The organism is Vibrio sp. A37 (genome assembly GCF_059777565.1).
Genome location: NZ_JBLNLI010000002.1, coordinates 426374 through 448490, shown reverse-complemented (window position 1 = coordinate 448490; position 22117 = coordinate 426374). Strand labels below are relative to the sequence as shown.

Below are 22117 nucleotides of genomic sequence, written 5' to 3'. Positions count from 1 at the left end.
GCTCCAACAGTATTAAAACTATTGATGAAAATAATTTGAAGTATAACAGCGCAGCGATTAATCGAGACAAAAAGAAAGTAAAGTTATGCGCTCACTAACAAAGCAAGTGGGTGCGTACGTTAAGGAAATCTTTGCTTTGTGTTTTTTATTTGTGCTATACATCCCTGATGCATTGTAAAGCGCTAAATTTTTCGAGCGCGATTCCAATTTATTGTATGGAATCTTTGAATAACTGTTGGAACATAAAATGAACATTGAACACTATCATCGCCTCACCAAGCAAGCTGTTGCATTGCTAGAGGGAGAGCAAGATCTGATTGCAAACCTGTCTAATCTGAGTGCTTTACTTAACTTAGAGTTAGACCGACTAAATTGGGTCGGATTTTATCTTTTAAAGGATGATCAACTTGTACTGGGGCCGTTTCAAGGTAAACCCGCATGCGTTCGTATTCCAGTTGGGCGCGGTGTTTGTGGAACTGCAGCGGCTACTAATACTGTGCAACGCGTTTATGACGTACATCAATTTGAAGGGCATATAGCCTGTGATGCAGCAAGCAATTCTGAAATCGTGATCCCTTTTTCTGTTGACGGTCAGCTTGCTGGCGTGCTTGATATTGATAGTCCAGAGGTTGGAAGGTTCAGTGAAATTGATGAGGAAGGATTAACGTTTTTAGTCCGTGAAGTTGAAAAGCTGCTTAATTCACACTCTAATAAATGAGATTTTAATCTTTGAGTGTGGTTTTTCATTTGCAGCTCACTATAATACTTGAAATCTTTATCTATATGCTCGCGGGGAAGCCCGCATTAACCAGGAATCCTCATGGAAAACACTGAAAAGTTGAAGAACAGCAAAGAAGTCATTGCTTATATTGCTGAATGTTTCCCTAAGTGCTTTACTTTAGAAGGTGAAGCAAAACCTTTGAAAATTGGCATTTTTCAAGATCTTGCCGAACGATTAAGTGAAGACCCGAAGGTCAGCAAAACTCAACTTAGAGCGGCTTTAAGACAATATACGTCTTCTTGGCGTTATTTACATGGTGTTAAGCCAGGCGCAAGTCGCGTTGATTTAGACGGCAATACATGTGGTGAATTGGAAGAAGAACATGTTGAGCATGCTAAGACTGCGCTAGCTGAAAGCAAAGCTAGAGCGCAAGCAAGACGAAAGGAGCAAGCTCAAAAGTCAAAAGAAGAGAAAGCGAAGAAGACGAGAAAACCACAGCCTCGTCGTACTCCGTCTAAAGCGCAAAAAGATGGTAGAAAGCCTGTAAAAACAAGAGCTCTGAATGCTGATGAAATGATTGTTGGCAAGCAAGTGAATGTAAACATGGGTAAAGGAAATATGGCAGCGACCATAGTTGAAATCAATAAGGAAGATGTACGTGTTCAACTTGTAAACGGTCTACAAATGGTCGTTAAAGCGGAGCACTTGCGCGCCTAAAGGAGATACTCCTACGCATGAAAACCCGTTTAAAATTGACACTGATTGCTGCTAGCCTTTGGCTAGCAGTCCCGTCAGTTCAGGCTCTTGAAGCCAATATCAGTAAGAAGGAACTTCCTGTTCTTGCACCTGAAACTCAACATGAAACTGCAAGTAAACGGGTGATGTGGAGATTTACACAAAATCACTACAAACACTTTGACCTCAATGACCAATTCTCAGAAGGCATTTTCGAACGTTACTTAGAGCTTCTCGATTTCAATCGCAATATTTTTACTCAATCCGATATCGACTCTTTCGCTAAATGGTCAGATCAACTTGATGATCAACTCAAAGCTGGCAATAACCAAATCGCCTTCGATGTTTATAATCTTTCAATGCAAAAGCGTTACGATCGTTTCAAGTACGCTCTCTCTTTGTTAGACAAGGAGATGAAGTTTGATGAAGACGAATCTCTCGAACTCGATAGAAGCAAAGCGGCTTGGCCGACAGATGAAAATGAGCTTAATGAGCTATGGCGTAAGCGCGTAAAATATGACGCGCTAAATCTTAAGCTAACTGGCAAAGAGTGGCCTGAAATTAAGGAAATTTTAGGTAAGCGATATAACAATGCCATTCGTCGATTGAGTCAAACTCATAATGAAGATGCTTTCCAACTTTACATGAATGCCTTTGCTCGCGAAGTTGATCCACACACCAGTTATCTTTCCCCTAGGAATGCTGAGCAATTTCAATCAGAAATGAATCTTTCTCTTGAGGGAATTGGTGCTGTGTTGCAAATGACAGATGACTACACTGTCATTCGATCACTTGTGGCTGGTGGCCCTGCATCTAAAAGCAAGCAATTAGGTGAAGGGGACCGAATCGTTGGTGTCGGTCAGGACGGTGAAGCTATCGTTGATGTTATCGGTTGGCGGTTAGATGACGTTGTTCAGTTAATCAAAGGACCTAAAGGGACTAAGGTTAAACTGGAAATTTTGCCAGATAATAAAGATGCAAAAAGTCACGTTGTCACAATTACTCGCGATAAAATTCGCCTTGAAGACAGAGCGGTGAAAGCAGAAGTTATTGAGAAAGATGGTAAGAAAATCGGAGTGCTAGAAGTACCGAGTTTTTATGTTGGTCTTTCTAAGGACACCGATAAGCTTCTTACTGATCTAAAGTCTCAAGGCGTGGATGGTATTATTGTCGATCTGCGAAACAACGGTGGTGGTGCTTTAACTGAAGCAACGGCTTTGTCTGGACTATTCATAAAAAGTGGTCCTATTGTTCAGGTTCGAGATAGTTACGGCAGGGTCAACGTGAACAGTGATACTGGCGGAAAAATCAGCTACCAAGGACCTTTGGTCGTGTTAATTAACCGCTATAGTGCTTCGGCATCAGAAATTTTCGCTGCGGCAATGCAAGATTATGGTCGAGCAATTGTTGTTGGCGAGAATTCATTTGGTAAAGGTACTGTTCAGCAACACCGCACTCTCAATCAAATTTATGACATGTTTGATAAAGAGTTGGGTTATGTGCAGTACACGATTCAGAAGTTTTACCGAATAAATGGTGGTAGTACGCAAAACAAAGGTGTCGTGCCTGATATTGCTTATCCGTCTCTTATCGATCCTTCTGAAACGGGAGAAAGTGTTGAGGATAATGCGTTACCTTGGGATCAAATTGCACAAGCTAAGTATCAGACTTTGAATAACTTTCAGCAAGAGATAAAAAAGCTCAGCAAAGAGCATAACTTGCGGATAAAAGATGACATGGAGTTCAAGTTCATTGAGCAGGATATTGCCGAATACCGCGCTACAAAAGAAGATAATTCTGTTTCACTGAACGAGAAAGTTCGTAAACAAGAAAGTGAAAAGGCTGATCAGCTTAGGTTATCCCGTATCAACGAACGTCAGAAACAGCAAGGGTTGAAACCTTACGCGTCATTGGATGATGTTCCGAAGGATTATGAGAAACCAGATGCTTACCTAAATGAAACGGTCTCTATAATCGTTGATATGATTAACTAGTTAAAAAACCAATCAAATATTAATAAGCGAGCCATACCGGCTCGCTTTTTTATATCAATCAATATGTATATACAGCGCTAATTAGTTTCGCGTTCTTCCAAGTATCGACCTAAGCTTTAAGAAAAGAAGAGGAGTGCGTAATGAGATGTTTGTTGCTTCTTTGCGCTTGTCTAAGTTTTTCATTGTCTAGCTCAGAGACAATGAAAACGGTTGATTTGACGCAATTTGATTTGCCATTTTTGCTTGGTGATTGGTATTTGGTGAACCCAAATCCAAATGATTCTGCTGAGAATTTTCGCACTATTAAGTTAACTTTAAATTCTAATTATGATTTTCAAATTAACATACAGAAAAAAGACTACAGTGTAGAGCACTGGGAAGGTGTTTACACGGCAGATGAGAATACATTAGTTCTAGGAATGAACTCAGAAGAGCCTCAAGTTTATGCCTACTCTGGTAACCATAACTTGTTAAATTTGAATGGTGTGACCTTTGTAAAAGCATTGTCCAATGCGCTTGCCGGAATTTGGTCTAGCGAACATCTAGGTGGCGATGATTTATTGGCAAGTGATGTTGAAAAGATGGATTTAATCCTTCAACCTGATTTTGTTTTTTTATTTAGAGTAAGTAATCAGGAAGGCGAAGAAGAAGTTCACAAAGGGGTTTATTACACAGAAGACGACCATTTAGTTCTCATTTACGAAGATGGTGAACATAGTACTCGATACTCTTTAACACGTGACCAGCTAACTCTTGAAGGTGAAGGTGGGGGGATGTACGCGGTTCTAAATCGAGTGCAATAATTATTCATTCGACCCAATTTAAGCTTATGTAAAATCAATATCTGAATTTTATATATTCCTCTTGTATCTTTGTTTAACTCCGAGTAGAAATAGACGAGTAATATTTTCATTGGTCATAAGGACTCGGACATGGCGAATACCCCGCAAGCCAAATATCGTAAAGATTATCAATCTCCTTCTCATACAATTACAGATATAGACCTAACATTTGAGTTACAAGAAACTCAAACGGTGGTTACTGCAAAGTCTCAACTATCTCAATTAGAAGACCAATCATCATTAAAACTAGACGGTGAATCACTAAAGTTAAAAAACATTGCCGTCGATGGCGAGAACTGGTCGAACTATGAACTTCAAGAAGACGGGTTAGTCATTCACTCCCTTCCAAAACAATGTGAGTTAACAATTGTTACTGAAATAAACCCAGAACAAAACACTGCTCTTGAAGGGTTGTATCTTTCAGATGGTGCTTTCTGTACACAATGTGAAGCAGAAGGCTTTCGTCGAATCACTTATTTTCTAGATCGCCCGGATGTATTGGCTAAATATACGACGACAATTATTGCTGACAAAGCTCAGTTTCCTTCACTATTGAGTAACGGGAACAGACTAGATGCTGGTGAACTGGAAGGTGGAAAACATTGGGTAAAATGGCAAGACCCACATCCTAAACCAAGCTATCTGTTTGCATTAGTCGCTGGGGAGTTTGATATCCTCACGGACAAATATAAAACACGTTCTGGTCGCCTCGTGCAACTTGAAATTTATGTGGACAAGGGCAACTTAGATCGTGCTAATCATGCAATGCTGTCGTTAATCAACGCAATGAAATGGGATGAGGAACGCTTCGATCTCGAATACGACTTAGATATTTATATGATCGTAGCCGTTGATTTCTTCAATATGGGGGCCATGGAAAATAAAGGTCTAAATGTATTCAATTCTAAGTTTGTTTTAGCGAATGAGAAAACGGCGACAGATACCGATTATTTAGGAATTGAAGCGGTAATTGGCCATGAGTATTTCCATAACTGGACCGGAAATCGAGTGACATGCCGAGATTGGTTCCAATTAAGTCTTAAAGAAGGGCTGACAGTATTTAGAGATCAAGAATTTTCGTCAGATCTGGGTTCCAGAGCAGTAAATCGAATTAATAACGTGCGCATAATTCGTGGGCCACAGTTTGCTGAGGACGCGAGTCCAATGTCACATCCGATTAGACCAGATAAAGTCATCGAAATGAATAACTTCTATACGCTGACAGTCTATGAAAAGGGAAGTGAAGTTATACGAATGATTCATACGTTACTTGGCGAAGAGAATTTCCAAAAAGGAATCAAGCTCTATTTTGAACGCCATGATGGAACTGCCGCGACATGTGAAGATTTCGTTGCTGCTATGGAAGATGCTTCAGGTATAAGCTTAAAACAGTTCCGTTTATGGTATAGCCAATCAGGTACACCAACGGTTAAAGTTGCCAGTAAGTATGATGCGGAGAATTCAACCTATACGTTAGAAGTGCAACAGAAAACGGAACCAACGAAAGAGCAAAGTGAAAAACACGCTTTACACATTCCTTTTGCAGTTGAATTGTTTTATGCCGACGGTTCAGCTATACCGCTTCAATATCAAGGTGGGTCAGTTTCAAACGTACTCAACGTCACTGAAAGTGAGCAAAGATTTACTTTTGACAATATAAAAAGTAAGCCAATTCCTTCTTTGTTTCTTGATTTCTCAGCACCCGTTAAACTCGAATATGACTATACAGATGAAGAACTTTGTTTCTTAATGATTAACGCTAACAACGATTTCGCTCGTTGGGATGCAGGGCAGATGCTTCTAGCGAAGCACATTAAATCTAATATTCAACGTGTACAGCAAAGTAATGACGTAGAGATACCCGCAACTTTGATCGATGCATTTAAAGGGGTTCTGCTAGATGCAGACGTTGACCCTGCACTCATTGCTGAAGCTCTGAAACTACCAAGTTTCAATGAAGTATCTGGTTGGTATGACCTAGTCGATGTTGACGCAATTGATATGGTTCTCAAGTCTTTCAAGAAAACACTTGCCGGTGAACTTCAGGAATCATTTAAAATTATCTACAGTAAGCTTGCCCAGTCTGAATACTCTTTACAGCATGATGCGATCGGCAAGCGAGCGCTACGAAACACTTGTTTGTCTTATCTTGCTTACACGGATAAGGGTGTGGAATTGATTGAACAACAGTATGAAAGTGCGAACAACATGACTGATACAATGGCTGCGATGCACGCTGCCAACAGTGCTCGCTTGTCATGCCGAGAAAGTCTCATGGCTGACTATAGTCAGAAGTGGAAGCATGATGGTTTAGTGATGGACAAATGGTTCCAGCTTCAAGGTTGTAACCCAGCGAAAGACGCTTTGTCCATCATAAAAGACACCATGTCTCATGAGGCATTTTCAATTAAAAACCCTAATAGAGTTAGAAGCTTAATTGGGTCTTTCATGAATTTAAATCCAGTAAATTTCCATAATGTCTCGGGTGAAGGATATAAATTTGCTGGTGGTATTTTACGAGAATTAAATGATAGTAATCCACAAGTTGCTTCTCGCTTATTAGATCCAATGCTTAAATTTAAAAAGTACGATCAGAAAAGGCAGCAGCTAATTAGAAATGAGCTTGTAGCTTTGAAAGAAATGAATAATCTTGCAAAAGATTTATATGAAAAAGTAACTAAAGCTTTGGATGAGTAAATAAGTTGAGGTGGCATTTTAGCCACCTCTCTTTCTAATTTGTAAAACTACTAATAAATGAATCATTACTTGTTTTCACTGTCCATCTCATACCAGTCTTTTATTGCTCACTATTCAGGGGCAGCTAGCCACGTACAGGTCATCACACATCAAGGCTTAAGAATTCGTCTACCAGCTTCCCACTTTCGGAAGTTTTTAAATCAGAACGGTGTTTCCGGCCAGTTTCGGCTAACAATCGACCAAAATAATAAGTTTGTTAAGCTGGAAAAATTGTGACTATCTAGCTCGATCTACCGGCAAATTAAACCATTATCACATTCTTGAGAAATTTGTTTCTTTGTAACAATGAAACAATTAACTAATCGTCAATAAAGCTCTTACAATAAAGCCGTGCCTTATTCTGAGCCTGTTAACTAATTTGAGCAAAAAAACGCCATAAAAGCACAGCAGGAATTGAACAAAGCACTATGCTTATTCCAACCCCTACAAAAAAATATAATCAATATTGTGGAGTGTAAATATGACCGCGCGTGATACTTTAATGCCGGTGCTGCTTGAAAAAGTTTATCAACTTATTCAAGACAAACTAGAGCTAGCTCAACAGCCATTTGTTACACAACTTGCAAATCATCTATTCGGAAACGTATCGCACGATGATTTACACGAAAGGAATGAATCCGATCTTTATGGAGCGGTTATAAGTCTTTGGCATCATATTAATGAGAAGAAGGCTGAAGAGGTTTCTGTACGAGTTTTCAATCCAACCGTTAGCCGACAAGGATGGCAATCTACTCATACTATCGTAGAAATTGTTGTTCCTGATAGCCCATTTCTTGTCGACTCAATAAAGATGGCTTTAAGTCGATTAGACCTAGCGTCACACCTTATGCTCCATGGCCCGACTCAAATAGATCGAAATAAGAAAGGCTCTGTTTGTGGAATCAATAGTGGTTCTGGTGTGTTTCAATCGCTTTTCCATATAGAGGTCGACAGGCTAGGTGACAAAGATACGATGGCAGCGTTGAAAAACGAGTTGCTGAAAGTGCTATCTGACACAGGCTTAGTGGTTAAAGACTGGCTTTTAATGGTCGAAAAGCTTGAAGAGGTGACTAACCAACTGGAAACAAAAAAGAAATCGTTACCGATTGACCAAGATCATTACACTGAGACGATCGATTTTCTTCGATGGTTAGGTGATCATAATTTCACCTTTATGGGGTACAAAGAGTATGATCTCGTTGATATAGAGGGTGATACTGAACTTAGACCGACAAAAGATAAAGGTTTAGGCTTATTTGCAGACTCTTCTCGAGTCAGAACTGTCAAGCTATCAGAATTTTCTGACTCTGCAAGACTAGAAGCCAGAAAGCCGTTTTTATTGATTGTTACAAAAGGAAATGCACAGTCTCATATACATAGGCCAGCATATACAGACTATATTGGAATCAAAAAGTTTGATAAAACAGGAAAAGTAATCGGTGAGCATCGATTTACAGGTTTGTATACCTCAGCAGTATATAACCAAAGTGTATCTGGAATTCCGCTTATTAGTGAAAAAGTAGAGCGCATTTTAGAGTCGAGTGGCTACCGTGACGGGTCATACTCTTATAAGGCTCTCCACAATATCCTAGAAAACTACCCAAGAGATGAGTTACTTCAAGCCAACGAAGAAGAGTTATTAGAAGTTGGTACTGGTGTTGTTCAGATGCAAGACCGGGATTTACTGCGCTTGTTTGTTCGTAAAGATCCATTTGGTCGATTTTTTAGCTGCATGGTTTACGTGACGAAAGATCGCTACAACACTGAGCTGCGTCGCCATACACAAAGAATATTAAAAGCTTCATTTGGTTGTGAGCAGGATGTCGAATTCACAACCTATTTCTCCGAAAGTCCTTTGGCTAGAACTCATTACATTGTCCGTGTTGACAATAATAATATGAATGTAAACGTAAAAAATATAGAGCAAAACCTGATGGAGGCATCGTCAAATTGGGATGACCGCTTGTCTGAAGCAATCGTGGCAAACTTTGGTGAGAGTAAAGGGTTACCACTTTCCAAAGAATACATGCGTGCTTTCCCTCGGTCATACAAAGAAGATGTTATGCCGGGATCTGCAGTTGCAGATATCGAAAGGCTTGAAGCGTTAGATGCTGGGCATAAATTAGGGATGTTGTTCTATCGCCCTCAAGAAGAGGCCGCAGATTCAAAAGCTGTTCGTCTGAAGCTTTATCATAGTGACGAGCCAATTCATCTTTCCGATGTTATGCCAATGCTTGAAAACCTAGGATTGCGAGTGATTGGTGAATCTCCTTATGAGGTCCATAAAACTAACGGCCAAACATACTGGATCCTAGACTTTTCGATGCTGCATAAAAGCGATAAAACAGTTGATCTGCGAGAAGCACGAGACCGATTCCAACAAGCGTTCGCGGCGATTTGGTCTGGTGAACTTGAAAGCGATGGCTTCAACCGCTTAGTACTTGGTGCATCTCTGACAGGTAGAGAAATTTCTATTCTTCGGGCTTACGCTAGATATATGCGTCAAGTCGGCTTTCCGTTTAGTCAACACTATATCGAAGAAACGTTAAGTCATTATCCAGAACTAGCAAAAGGGCTAGTGGATCTATTTGGCAAGCGGTTCGATCCAAAGTCGAAAGGCAGTAAGAAAGGCCAAGAAGACCTAATCAAGAAAATTACAGAGCAACTTGATCACGTAGAAAGCCTCGATGACGACCGGATTATTCGCCGCTACATGGAAATGATCAACGCAACATTGAGAACTAACTACTACCAAGTTGATGAAAACAAACAACCGAAGCCTTGGTTATCTCTTAAACTCAGCCCTACCGATATTCCAGAAATTCCAAAACCAGTACCTGCGTTTGAGATCTTTGTTTATGCCCCAGATATTGAAGGTGTACACCTTCGCGGAGGAAAAGTTGCTCGTGGTGGGCTTCGTTGGTCAGATAGACAAGAAGATTTCCGCACTGAGATTCTAGGGCTTGTTAAAGCTCAACAGGTTAAAAATACGGTTATCGTACCAGTAGGTGCAAAAGGTGGCTTTGTATGTAAGCGTCAACACAACTTGTCTAATCGCGATGAAATATTTGCTGAAGGGCAACGCTGTTACAAAAGGTTTATCCGAGCGTTACTAGATGTTTCGGACAATGTAATGGATGGAGAAATAATTCCACCAAATCTAGTTGTAAGACATGATGAAGATGATCCTTACTTGGTCGTTGCAGCAGATAAAGGAACGGCAACCTTTTCTGACTTGGCAAACTCTGTTTCTGACGAATATAACTTTTGGCTTGGTGACGCGTTTGCTTCTGGTGGTTCAAATGGTTATGACCATAAAGCGATGGGGATTACCGCGAAAGGTGGGTGGGAATCCGTAAAGCGTCACTTCAGGGAAATGGGTATCGATTGCCAAAAGACAGATTTTACTGCAATTGGTGTTGGGGATATGGCCGGTGATGTATTTGGCAACGGTATGCTTTTATCAAAGCATATTCGTTTACAAGCCGCATTTAACCATTTACACATTTTTATCGATCCCGATCCTAAATCTGGGCCTAGCTGGAAAGAACGTAATCGCCTGTTTAATTTGCCTCGCTCAAGTTGGGAAGATTACGATGCGAAATTAATTTCGAAAGGGGGTGGCATTTTCTCTCGCCGTGCCAAGTCGATTCCCCTTAGTCCAGAAATTCAGAAAATGCTGGGTACCAAAAAATCATCAGCAGCACCAAATGATCTGATCAAGATGATTTTGTCGATGGAAGTGGACTTACTTTGGAATGGTGGTATTGGTACTTATGTGAAAGCATCGACCGAGACGCATACTGAAGTGGGCGATCGCGCTAACGACGTATTACGTATTGATGGCCAAGATCTGAAAGCGAAAGTGGTTGGTGAAGGCGGTAATTTAGGGATGACCCAACTGGGTCGTGTAGAGTACGCGCTTAAAGGAGGTCGAGTTAATACGGACTTCGTGGACAATGTTGGTGGAGTTGATTGTTCGGACAACGAAGTGAACATTAAGATCTTCTTGAACGGACTAGTTGCACAAGGTGATCTTACAGTTAAGCAGCGTAATAACATCCTTGAATCAATGGAAGATGAAGTTGGTGAAATTGTGTTAGATGATGCATATTGCCAGTCGGAATCTATTTCTGTCACTGAACAACAAGGTGTTTCCATAGTAAAAGAGCAAATCCGATTTATTCATGCTATGGAAAAAGCCGGACATTTGGATAGAGCGCTCGAGTATATACCAGATGATGAAACTCTGTTAGAGCGTGAGAAGTTGGGATTTGCCCTAACCAGACCAGAGCTTTCAGTTTTAGTTGCGTACGGAAAAATGGTGCTAAAAGAAGAGCTTGTACATGAAGATATCTCAAATGATGAGTTTCATGCGCAACAATTGGTCAATTATTTTCCAACTAAACTGCGCGAAAAATTCACTAAGCATATGGTGAATCACCCACTAAGATCTGAGATTATTGCAACGGCTCTAGCAAACCAAATGGTTAACGAAGTCGGGTGTAACTTCATTACTAGGTTGCAAGAAGAAACGGGCTCTACTGCGGTTGAAATTGCAAATGCTTATAGTGCTGCGCGAGAAATTTTTGCACTAGGAGATGTGTTAACTAAAGTGCGAGCTTTGGATAATAAAGCTGATGCTACTGCACAATATGACGTCATTTACTTTGTCAGAAGAACGCTACGCCGGTTAACTCGTTGGTTACTAAGAAACAGAACTGCTAAACATTCGGTGAAAGAGGTGATCGAACTGTATAGAAGTGACGTGGTAACAATTACCGATAACCTCGATAAGATGTTAGTTCCTGAAGAAGTTGAAGAGCACAACCAAGTAGCTCAAGCTTGGGTAGAAAAGGGCATAGAATCTAAAGTAGCTAGCTATGTTGCTCGCCTATCAAGTCTATATTCGGTGCTCGACATATCTTCAGCAGCTAGAGAAACCAATCATTCTATTGAGCAGACCGGAAAACTTTATTTCAATTTAGGTGATAGGTTATCTCTGCATTGGTTCTTAAAACAAATTAACACTCAAGCGGTAGACAATCATTGGCAAGCGTTAGCTAGGGCAGCATTTAGAGAAGATTTAGATTGGCAACAGCGCCAGTTAACTGCTCAAGTTCTAAATTGTGCATGTGATCCGAAAAAGTTTGATGTTCTTAAAGCATTAGATGAATGGATAGCAAACAATGAAATCGCTTTGCACCGTTGGGAAAACATTTTGAATGAATTCAAAGTCGGTTCCGTTCATGAATTTGCGAAATTCTCAGTCGCGCTTCGTGAGCTGAACTTGCTAAATTTAAATTGTTTAACGAGTGAATAATTCTTTTGGTTATAAGTTTAGGCCCGCAATAGTGGGCCTGATTTGTTTACTTTATTAGAAAACACATAATTTCATTTACTCTAAAAGTGACGATGTCACATCGCGATAAGTTAGTATCTTGTTAAGCAAGCTAATGTTTTAATGGGTTGCTCTGTACTCACAATGTGAAGTTTTGTGTTTCAATCTGCTTGTGCTCTAATCATATGCGAATGAAATCGCCGATGGAGTAGTGAATTAACTGGTTGAAATCTTTGCCTATGTGTATTCAGGAGAGGTAGTAAAAATTTATATATATTGAAAAATTAAATTGAATTAAAACGAAAATACGTAAATAATATTGTCCCGTTTAGACGGGATTTTATCGGAGGCACAATGCTTTACCGTATTGCAAGAACAGGTTTTTTTCAACTCGATGCTGAAAAGGCACACGATTTAGCCATTCAAAATTTTAAACGCTTTAACGGCACTCCACTCGATTTATTTTATCGCCAACAACTTCCAAACCGTCCTGTCGAATGTATGGGATTAACTTTTAGAAATCCAGTTGGTTTAGCAGCAGGGCTAGACAAAAATGGTGAATGCATCGAAGCATTTGATGCGATGGGATTTGGTTACGTTGAAGTTGGAACGGTAACACCACGCCCACAACCTGGAAACGATAAACCTAGATTGTTCCGTCTTATTGAGGCGGAAGGGATTATCAATCGAATGGGCTTCAATAACCTTGGTGTCGACAACTTAGTTGAAAATGTTAAGAATTCAAAGTTCAACTGTTTGCTAGGCATAAACATAGGAAAAAACAAAGATACACCAATAGAGCAGGGAGTTGAGGATTACCTCATCTGTATGGACAAGGTGTATCAATACGCAGATTATATAGCGGTGAATATTTCTTCACCAAATACGCCAGATTTAAGAAGCCTTCAATATGGTGAAGCGTTAGATGAACTGTTATCGACATTGAAGTCGAAACAGAAAAAGTTAGAAGATATTCATGGTAAATATGTTCCATTAGCTTTGAAGATCGCGCCTGATCTTAGTGATCAAGAAATAACCCAGATCTGTCAATCACTTATTGAACATGAAATTGATGGAGTTATTGCAACAAATACGACACTCGATCGCTCTCTAGTTGAAGGGATGAAAAATGCTAATGAAACCGGGGGGTTAAGTGGTCGTCCGCTACAGTCAAGAAGCACTGAAGTAATAAGACTTTTGAAAAAAGAGCTAGACGGAAAGCTGCCTATTATTGGGGTTGGTGGTATTGATTCTTACGTTTCAGCTAAAGAGAAACTAATGGCTGGCGCAAATTTAGTGCAAGTATATTCTGGCTTTATATTTCATGGCCCATCATTGGTAAAAGATATAGTAAAAAATCTTTAATAGATTTTGTATATTTTGGGTGACGCTGTCACGCAAAAATGGTATAAATAAGTCATTAATTTTCAAGAAATTGAAGAGGATAAGCTTGAAGCTTTTCCTCTTTTTTTTTATTCAATCCTTCATAGAATTACAAAGTGTTATATGGGTAATCAATCATTTTGCCTATTTGATAACAAAAAAGAGTGATCAGGAACGATGTTGAAACCAAGTGATAAATGGACTTGGTACTATGACGAAGGAGAGGGCCACCTAATGCTCGATCTGGGGGACAACATAGTATTTAAGACCAATCTGCCTAAAAAGCTGTTAGTAGATTGTGCTTTCGGTTCCAATGAATTTTCTGTTGACGACGCGTCCTCTTTCCAAACGTTTAGAGAACAAATCGCAACATTGGATATTACGGAACCACGGCAAGCCGAATTGACATTATATTGTGTCGCGGCAAAAAGATTTCATAAAACCGTTCAACCTAAGAGCTGGTTTTTTGACCGCTCAAGTAATAATGAGTCTCCTAAAGAAGGAGACATTATCTACTTAGAGAACCAGCACAATAGAGGGCACTTTATTGTGTTGGATGTGGGAGACTCAGCAAGTTTGTGCTCGTATATTGATTTAGAAGAATACATTTTGGCTCCGGGTAAAGAGCTACAATTTGGCCAAGCTATAAAAGTTATGCATGACCGATTCACCGTATCAGGAAAAGTTCATGCTCGTCAGCCAGTATTCATGGCTGGCTAAACAAATTCGTTCCTTTGCTTTATTTTCTATCGGCCTTCGGGCCGTTTTTTTTTGCCTACAATAATTTAACTTCAATGCATCTTGATTCCATGATTTTACCGAGATTAGTCTATGGATTATTAACCTCAAAAGAGCACAGCATGACTTGCCACCATGAATGACGTCTACATTTATCCAAAAATGACGTCTGTATTTAGTCATTTTTAGTAACCAAAGTTATCTATTCGACCAAAGTTTAATACGATTTTGTACTGTAATTGAGCCCATTTATTCCCCGTTTCTCTCTATTTGTTATTAACTTACCAATATAAATTTAATCTGGTCTATACCAGATTAATGGCGAATAATAATGCATTTTATTGAAAACTGCTGGCGAATTTCAAAGTAGGGTTTGAGTCGTTTATTGGAGGAATAGTGTGGGGTCGGGAAGGATAACGAGGTTCATGGGTGAGGTAAAGGATTTGTTTGATTTCATCATCTAACAATGTCAGGTATAATCCGTCGTCATTTAATCGTATTTAATAGTGTCATGCATCAATATCTTGCAGTTACATCTAATGGACTAGAAAACCTTCTAGTTGAAGAATTATCAGAACTCGGTATATCTAACGCGAAACCAGTTCAGGCTGGAGTCAAATTTAAAGCTACAAATGAGCAAATATATCGTTGCTGTTTGTGGAGTAGATTAGCTTCGCGTTTTGTACGTGTGTTGTCCGAGTTTAACTGCAAAGACGATATGGATTTGTATCTGTCGGCGATGTCTATCAATTGGGTAAAGTCGTTTAACAGCACCAAAAATTTCATTGTCGATTTCAACGGCACAAACCGTGAAATTAGAAACAGCCAATATGGCGCAATGAAAGTAAAGGATGCGATTGTTGATAGCTTCGAAAAGAAAAACTTACCTAGGCCGTCGATAAGTAAAGATAAACCTGACGTGCGAATTCACGTTCGCTTGCACAAAGATAAAGCGCTAATTGGCGTCGATATGGTTGGTGGAGGTCTTCATCAACGTGGTTATCGCCCAGCTTCAGGTAGAGCTCCGCTCCGTGAAACTTTAGCTACGGCCATCATTTTGAGAAGTGGTTGGAGTATAGATAAATCACTTTTGGATCCAATGTGTGGTTCTGGAACATTATTGATTGAAGCTGCAATGATCGCTAGCAATATAGCACCAGGTTTAAAGCGAGAAAAGTGGGGCTTTGAAGCGCTGGAAGATTTTCAACCTGAGGCATGGATGGAAATAAAATCAGAAGCAAATATTCAAGGACGACGAGGTGTCAAAAAAGTTGACTGTAAATTTTTCGGCTTCGACAATGATCCAAAAGTGATAAAAATTGCAAAAGATAATGCTCGTCGTGCAGGTGTCGAATCACTCATAGAGTTTAAACAAGCAGATGCATCAACCTTATCTCGCCCTGAAGAATTTGAAACAGGTGTTATTGTTTCGAATCCCCCTTATGGTGAAAGGCTAGGTACCCAACCCGGTTTAATCGCGCTATATACGACCTTCGGTGCTCAGCTGAAATCTGAATTTCCCGGTTCAACAGCATCTATCTTCTCCAGCTCTAACGAGTTGCTAAGCTGCTTGCGCATGAGGGCAGATAGACAGTTTAAACTCAATAACGGCGCGTTACAATGTCACCAAAAGAACTATTTGATCTCTGCTTCATCAATAGCAGAGAAAGATGATTCTGAGAAAGAAGCAAATCAAGCGTCCGCTGTTGCTCCTGATTTTGCGAACCGACTCAAAAAGAACATAGGGAAAATTGGCAAATGGGCAAGGAAGGAACAGTTAGATTGCTATCGTATTTATGATGCGGACTTGCCCAATTATAATGTTGCGATCGATTTATATCTCGACTACATGGTGATTCAAGAATACGCGGCCCCTAAAGATATTCCAGAAGAGAAAGCGAGTCGCAGGCTCACAGATATTATTCGAGCTGCCATAAATGTAACGGGTATTGATGCCAACAAAGTAGTACTTAAAGTTAGGCAGAAACAGAAAGGGCGCTCACAGTATGAGAAGTTAAGTAGTGACTCTAAGCAGTTAACCGTAAACGAATACGGAGTAAAATTGTCGGTCAATCTGTATGACTACTTAGATACAGGTTTGTTTTTAGATCATAAGCTGACTCGTAAAATGTTAGGCGAAATAGCAAGTGGTGCTGATTTCCTGAATCTGTTTGCCTACACCGGCTCTGCAACTGTCCATGCTGCATGTGGCGGTGCAAAATCAACTACTACTGTTGATATGTCGAAAACCTACCTTGACTGGGCGAAGGAAAATATGACGCTTAATGGGCAGATAGGAAGACAGCATGCTTATGAGCAAGCGGATTGTTTGCAGTGGCTTGAAAAATGTGACAAGCAGTTTGATCTTATTTTTATTGATCCACCAACGTTCTCCAACTCTAAACGTATGGAACAGACGTTTGATGTGCAACGTGACCACATTATGTTGATGGAAAACTTGAAGCGAATTCTGAAAGAAGGTGGCACGGTCATTTTCTCAAATAACAAGCGTCATTTTAAAATAGATATGGAAGCAATGGCTGAGCTTGGCTTAAGTGCAAAAAATATTTCTCATAAAACACTCCCACTTGATTTTTCTCGTAACAAACACATCCATAATTGCTGGATGATCACTCATAAACCGTGTTAAGCCAATGAATAATAAGCTTACTTTATACAGTACTGGAGGGTGCCATTTATGTGAAATGGCACTTGAGTTAATTGAACGACTCAATTTGACAATCAAGCTGGATACGATTGATATTGCGTTTGATGATGAGTTGTTTGAGCGTTACGGCGTAACTATACCTGTCATTTCTTATCAAAGTAGTGAGCTTAATTGGCCTTTCGACTTAAAACAATTACAGCAATGGTTAGATAATAATGGCATTACTTACAATTCATAACGGTCAACTTGCTTTTGGAGATCATCCTCTTCTTGACCATGCAGACTTTACTTTACAGGAGTCTGAAAGAGTGTGTTTAGTCGGTAGGAATGGTGCGGGCAAATCCACGTTAATGAAAGTCTTAGCGGGGGATATACTGCTTGACGACGGGAAATATCAAATTACTCAAGATGTAGTAGTATCACGGTTAGAGCAAGATCCTCCAAGAAATGAATCGGCTTCTGTATTTGATTATGTTGCCGATGGCTTAGCGGAAGTGGGTGAGCAATTAAAGATCTACCAAGATCTGCTCGATCTTGTCGCTGAGCAGCCGACAGAGCAGAATATTCAGAAGCTATCTCGTACTCAAGAGCAATTAGAGCATGCAGGTGCTTGGCGCTTTGAAGATCGAATTAAAAATATCCTCGCTGCTTTAAATTTAGACGGGCACACTAAGCTAAACGAACTTTCTGGTGGGTGGCAGCGTAAAGCAGCCTTGGCCAGAGCATTAGTATGCGATCCTGATGTATTGCTTCTTGATGAGCCAACCAACCACTTAGATGTCGCTACTATTGAATGGCTAGAAGGTTTTCTAAAAGATTTTCGTGGTTCGATTATTTTTGTCTCGCACGACCGCACATTTATCAAGTCTATGGCCACTAGGATTGTGGACTTAGACCGTGGCAAATTGAACTCCTTCCCAGGTGATTACGAAAACTATCTTTCCGAAAAGGAAGAGCAACTGCGCGTCGAAGACATGCAAAATGCGGAGTTTGATAAGAAGCTTGCTCAAGAAGAAGTTTGGATTCGTCAAGGTATTAAAGCGCGACGCACGCGCAATGAGGGCCGCGTCCGAGCATTAAAGAAACTGCGTCAAGAGCGCAGTGAACGTCGTGAAGTGCAAGGTAAGGTTAATCTTCAAATTGATGATGCTGTTCGTTCTGGGAAAATAGTGTTTGAGGCAGAAAATCTTAACTACCAATATGAGAACCAAAGTATCGTTAACGATTTCAGCTTCAACATTATGCGAGGTGACCGAATCGCACTTATCGGCCCTAATGGTTGCGGTAAAAGTACTTTACTTAAAATACTGCTTGGCGACCTAAAGCAAGATAGTGGCAAGTTACACTGCGGGACGAAACTCGAAGTTGCTTATTTTGACCAATACAGAGAGGTCTTAGACCCTGAAAAATCAGTTATTGATAACTTAGCTGATGGTAAGCAAGAGGTCATGGTTGGTGGGCGTCAGCGCCATGCATTGAGTTATTTGCAAGACTTTTTATTTCCTCCAAAGCGAGCTCGCACTCCAGTTAAAGCTTTGTCTGGAGGTGAAAAGAACCGGTTGCTCTTAGCTAGAATCTTCTTAAAACCAAACAATCTATTGGTCTTAGATGAACCAACCAACGATTTAGATATCGAAACTTTGGAACTTTTAGAGGATTTACTTGCCAATTATCAGGGTACTTTGCTTTTGGTTAGTCATGACCGTGAATTTGTGGATAATACGGTAACGACAAGTTGGATATTTGAAGGCAACGGTGTCATCGAGGAATTTGTTGGTGGTTATCACGATGCACAGCAGCAATGTGAACAAGTACAAAAATCTCGTGAGTGTGATCTTGTAAAAGTTACGCCTGACGTTAAGTCAGAAAAACCAGCCTCCAAGCAAGAAACGAAAAGCAATAAACCTAAGAAGTTATCTTATAAATTACAAAGAGAGCTCGAATCTCTACCGGCTAGGTTAGAAGAGTTAGAAGAACAGATAGAACAGTTACAAGAGCAAGTGAATGACACGTCGTTTTTTGCCCAAGCTGTGGATGTTACCCAACCCGTATTAGACAAGCTTTCTGCTGTAGAGCAGGAACTAGAAATTGCCTTCGAGCGATGGGAAGAGCTCGAAGCAATGCAACAGGAAAGTTAACGATTAATGAGTAGTAAAATTTTTAAGCGTACCGCTATTGCAGCATCACTATCACTGCTGGCCATTTCACAAGCACATGCTGCTTTGTATAGGGTTGTTGAGGTCACTCCTGATACGAGTTTAAACACAGGGAGTACAGCGTCTAACTATACTTATGGAGTCGCTATACAGCCAGGTACTGAAAAAAGTAGTTCCGATGATTTGGGGTGTTTTGCTTCGTCTGCAAATTGTGGTGATGGCTCAGACTACAAGATGGCAGTTGAAACAGAGTTATATACAACTGATGGGTTGAGCTACCGAGAAGAAGCCCCTTTCGCGATGGATAATGCCTTCAAATACGTAGACTCGCAAGATGATTTTGAATCCTACTGCAGTGCTGAGTTAGGCTATGATACTTGTAATGCGTGGGCGTACTATAATTATATCCCTTGGTCGAATGAGCAGGGCAGTGATCCAACCGTTAACGCTAACTCCTATATTGAGGGTAACTCTACAACTCAATACAATAATCTAACAGGTTCAGGGAATACCGTTTTTAATAGTTTATATGGAACCGTTACATCGGGTGCGACGACTGCCTATGCGGTAGGGAACCGCAGCGTTTTCTCTGATGGTGTTGACAAACGGAACAAAGCGTTTAGTTTCCTTTCAGGAGATGCTTCAGATGATACACAGGTCAGTTCATACGATCAAAGCCGCGCTTTTTTTAGTGATGGGACATATACAGTGGGCAGTGTATCAACAACAGGAAGTAATAATAGTACAGCGGTGGAATATTATTCCAAGCCCGCAATCTGGACAAATAGCGGTGTGACGGTGTTAGGGTACGGAAATGGTTCTGCATCCACATACAATTCTACTTATGATACATATGGTCAAGGTAGCTTAAGAAGCTTCGTCATTGTTGGTGGTACTATATATGCGGTTGGCTACGATAGTTACGATAGCAATAATTATATGAACGCGTCGATTTTTACTGTGGCTCAAGCCGATTACGCCACTGCAAGCAACTGGACTATTACTGAAGTCGATAATGCTCAAGTCGACCCTGATGGCACATATACGTATACTAATTCTGTACTCAACTCGATTAATAAAAACTTGTATGCGGTTGGAGAAGCAAAGCGTTCAGGTAGCTTACCGTATAACCAAGCAGCTTCGAATCGTATGTTTATTGTCGATGTGTCCGCGAGTACTCCTACTGCCTCATTTTTCTCCGGCGGTATTTTTTTCGATGGAGCAGGAGGACAGGCGGAAGCGATAAACGATTACAATGAAATTGTAGGACACGTAGATGCAGAAAGTAATGCTGAAGTTGGGGGAAAACCTAGAAGACAAAGGGGCTTTATTTACCCATATAATGGGACAGGAACTGATGCGACACGCAGAGCAATTTTCGAAAATAAAGCTTGGTGGTTAGACGATCTCACTAATGGTGGACAATACTCCAGCAAGAACAACGAATATAGAATATTAGATGCTACTGGTATCAATGACGACGGTGTTATTTCAGCTACAGCATCAAAATGTGATGGGGGTTATAGTTCAACAAATGATTTTGCTTCGTGTAGTGGAACAGAAACCACAGTGGCAGTAAAGCTTGTACCAATTGCAGGCGCCACAAGCTCAGACATCGATTCACGAGATGCCAGCTACCCACCTACAGAACGCAAAGGTGGCAGTGTAGGGTGGTTAGGCTTATCGCTATTAGCTCTGTTAGGACTCCAAAGAAGACGCCGTACCTAATATCAATAGGTTAAACTTTAAACAATAGCACAGAATCACATTTTTGCTTCTGTGCTATTTTTATTGCTTGCTCCAGCGCAAATTTTGATCAATTCTTAATGTTAGGGTCATAAAAGATCCACATGGACGTAACACTTGTCAGTTGCGTTACACATAATAAGGTATGAGGATGACACTATGAAGAGACAAAAGCGTGACCGTCTTGAAAGAGCACAATCCAAGGGTTATAAAGCTGGCTTAAACGGACGCTCCTCCGAAGCTTGCCCCTATCAACAAATGGAGGCTCGATCATGTTGGTTGGGCGGTTGGCGTGATGCCAGAGTAGATATGCAAGCTGGTCTCTACAAATAACTTAAAACACCTCTACAATTTGACGAATATATACAAGTCCTATAAGCCCCCAACCGGGGCTTTCCAAATCCGTTTTAACGCACTATAACTAAATTATTACTACCAAATAATAGCAGCCAAGTATGACTGCTATAAAAAATACGTAATTAAAATTTCGATGTATCTTGAAAAAGGCCAACCTTAAGGTCTTTAGCAACATAAATTTCTTTACCATCAACAAGAACCCGGCCATCAGCTAAGCCCATAACAAGCTTGCGATTAACAACACGCTTCATGTTGATTTCGTATGTTACTTTCTTTGCTGTTGGCAAAATTTGGCCCGTAAATTTAACTTCGCCAACACCAAGGGCGCGACCTTTACCTTTGCCACCAACCCAACCGAGGAAAAAGCCAACCAGTTGCCACATCGCATCTAGTCCTAGACAACCTGGCATAACTGGGTCACCAGGGAAATGGCAGTCAAAAAACCATAGATCTGGAGTAATATCTAGTTCAGCAGTGATAAGACCTTTCCCGTATTCACCTTCAGTTTCAGACATTTTAGTAACACGGTCCATCATTAACATGTTTGGAGCTGGAAGCTGAGGGTAGCCTGGTCCAAACAATTCTCCCTGACTTGAAGCTAGAAGTTCTTCGCGGGTATAAGAATCTTTTTTGTTTTGCATTAGTAAATCACTCTAAATTTAAGTAGTGTGCATGTTAGTGAACAGGTGTAAGCTTAACA

At 40.4% G+C, this 22117-nt stretch carries 15 protein-coding genes; 14 read left to right on the top strand and 1 reads right to left on the bottom strand.

Annotation, left to right across the window (positions count from 1 at the left end):
- The first annotated feature begins 247 nt into the window (after positions 1-247).
- From ACM2FC_RS05610 to rmf, 14 genes are all read left to right on the top strand, one after another.
- A complete protein-coding gene (locus ACM2FC_RS05610; protein ID WP_498479883.1) occupies positions 248-718 on the top strand; it encodes a GAF domain-containing protein in 471 nt (156 codons plus the stop codon).
- A 102-nt stretch (positions 719-820) separates the two neighbouring features.
- On the top strand, positions 821-1438 hold the full coding sequence (proQ, locus tag ACM2FC_RS05605; RefSeq protein WP_498479882.1) for an RNA chaperone ProQ: 618 nt from the start codon (positions 821-823) through the stop codon (positions 1436-1438).
- A 17-nt stretch (positions 1439-1455) separates the two neighbouring features.
- Positions 1456-3450, top strand: a complete 1995-nt coding sequence (gene prc, locus ACM2FC_RS05600) for a carboxy terminal-processing peptidase (protein ID WP_498479881.1) — start codon at positions 1456-1458, stop codon at positions 3448-3450.
- 140 nt (positions 3451-3590) lie between these two features.
- Positions 3591-4253: a hypothetical protein gene (locus tag ACM2FC_RS05595; RefSeq protein WP_498479880.1), complete on the top strand. Its 663-nt coding sequence runs from the start codon at positions 3591-3593 to the stop codon at positions 4251-4253.
- A gap of 129 nt (positions 4254-4382) precedes the next feature.
- Positions 4383-6989 (top strand): aminopeptidase N, encoded by a 2607-nt coding sequence (gene pepN, locus ACM2FC_RS05590; RefSeq protein WP_498479879.1) that lies wholly within the window; start codon positions 4383-4385, stop codon positions 6987-6989.
- 57 nt (positions 6990-7046) lie between these two features.
- Positions 7047-7265 carry a DUF2835 domain-containing protein gene (locus ACM2FC_RS05585; protein WP_498479878.1) on the top strand — a complete coding sequence of 73 codons (219 nt, stop codon included), beginning with the start codon at positions 7047-7049 and terminating at the stop codon, positions 7263-7265.
- A 244-nt stretch (positions 7266-7509) separates the two neighbouring features.
- Positions 7510-12351: an NAD-glutamate dehydrogenase gene (locus tag ACM2FC_RS05580; RefSeq protein ID WP_498479877.1), complete on the top strand. Its 4842-nt coding sequence runs from the start codon at positions 7510-7512 to the stop codon at positions 12349-12351.
- Positions 12352-12723: 372 nt separating this feature from the next.
- Positions 12724-13734 (top strand): quinone-dependent dihydroorotate dehydrogenase, encoded by a 1011-nt coding sequence (gene pyrD, locus ACM2FC_RS05575; RefSeq protein WP_498479876.1) that lies wholly within the window; start codon positions 12724-12726, stop codon positions 13732-13734.
- A 195-nt stretch (positions 13735-13929) separates the two neighbouring features.
- Positions 13930-14472: a cell division protein ZapC gene (locus tag ACM2FC_RS05570; protein WP_498479875.1), complete on the top strand. Its 543-nt coding sequence runs from the start codon at positions 13930-13932 to the stop codon at positions 14470-14472.
- 529 nt (positions 14473-15001) lie between these two features.
- Positions 15002-17140 carry a bifunctional 23S rRNA (guanine(2069)-N(7))-methyltransferase RlmK/23S rRNA (guanine(2445)-N(2))-methyltransferase RlmL gene (gene rlmKL, locus ACM2FC_RS05565; protein ID WP_498479977.1) on the top strand — a complete coding sequence of 713 codons (2139 nt, stop codon included), beginning with the start codon at positions 15002-15004 and terminating at the stop codon, positions 17138-17140.
- Between the two features lie 4 nt (positions 17141-17144).
- The gene (locus tag ACM2FC_RS05560) at positions 17145-17396 is read left to right on the top strand and encodes a glutaredoxin family protein (protein WP_498479874.1); all 252 of its coding nucleotides are present in this window, start codon (positions 17145-17147) and stop codon (positions 17394-17396) included.
- Positions 17374-19296, top strand: coding sequence for an ABC transporter ATP-binding protein (locus ACM2FC_RS05555; protein WP_498479873.1), 1923 nt, complete (start codon positions 17374-17376; stop codon positions 19294-19296). Before ACM2FC_RS05560 ends, ACM2FC_RS05555 begins: the two co-directional genes overlap by 23 nt.
- Positions 19297-19302: 6 nt before the next feature.
- The gene (locus tag ACM2FC_RS05550) at positions 19303-21042 is read left to right on the top strand and encodes a DUF3466 family protein (protein WP_498479872.1); all 1740 of its coding nucleotides are present in this window, start codon (positions 19303-19305) and stop codon (positions 21040-21042) included.
- A 177-nt stretch (positions 21043-21219) separates the two neighbouring features.
- Positions 21220-21393 (top strand): ribosome modulation factor, encoded by a 174-nt coding sequence (gene rmf, locus ACM2FC_RS05545; RefSeq protein WP_498479871.1) that lies wholly within the window; start codon positions 21220-21222, stop codon positions 21391-21393.
- Positions 21394-21539: 146 nt separating this feature from the next.
- On the opposite strand, the gene fabA is transcribed toward rmf, so the two are convergent.
- On the bottom strand, positions 21540-22058 hold the full coding sequence (fabA, locus tag ACM2FC_RS05540; RefSeq protein ID WP_498479870.1) for a bifunctional 3-hydroxydecanoyl-ACP dehydratase/trans-2-decenoyl-ACP isomerase: 519 nt from the start codon (positions 22056-22058) through the stop codon (positions 21540-21542).
- Between the last annotated feature and the right edge of the window lie 59 nt (positions 22059-22117).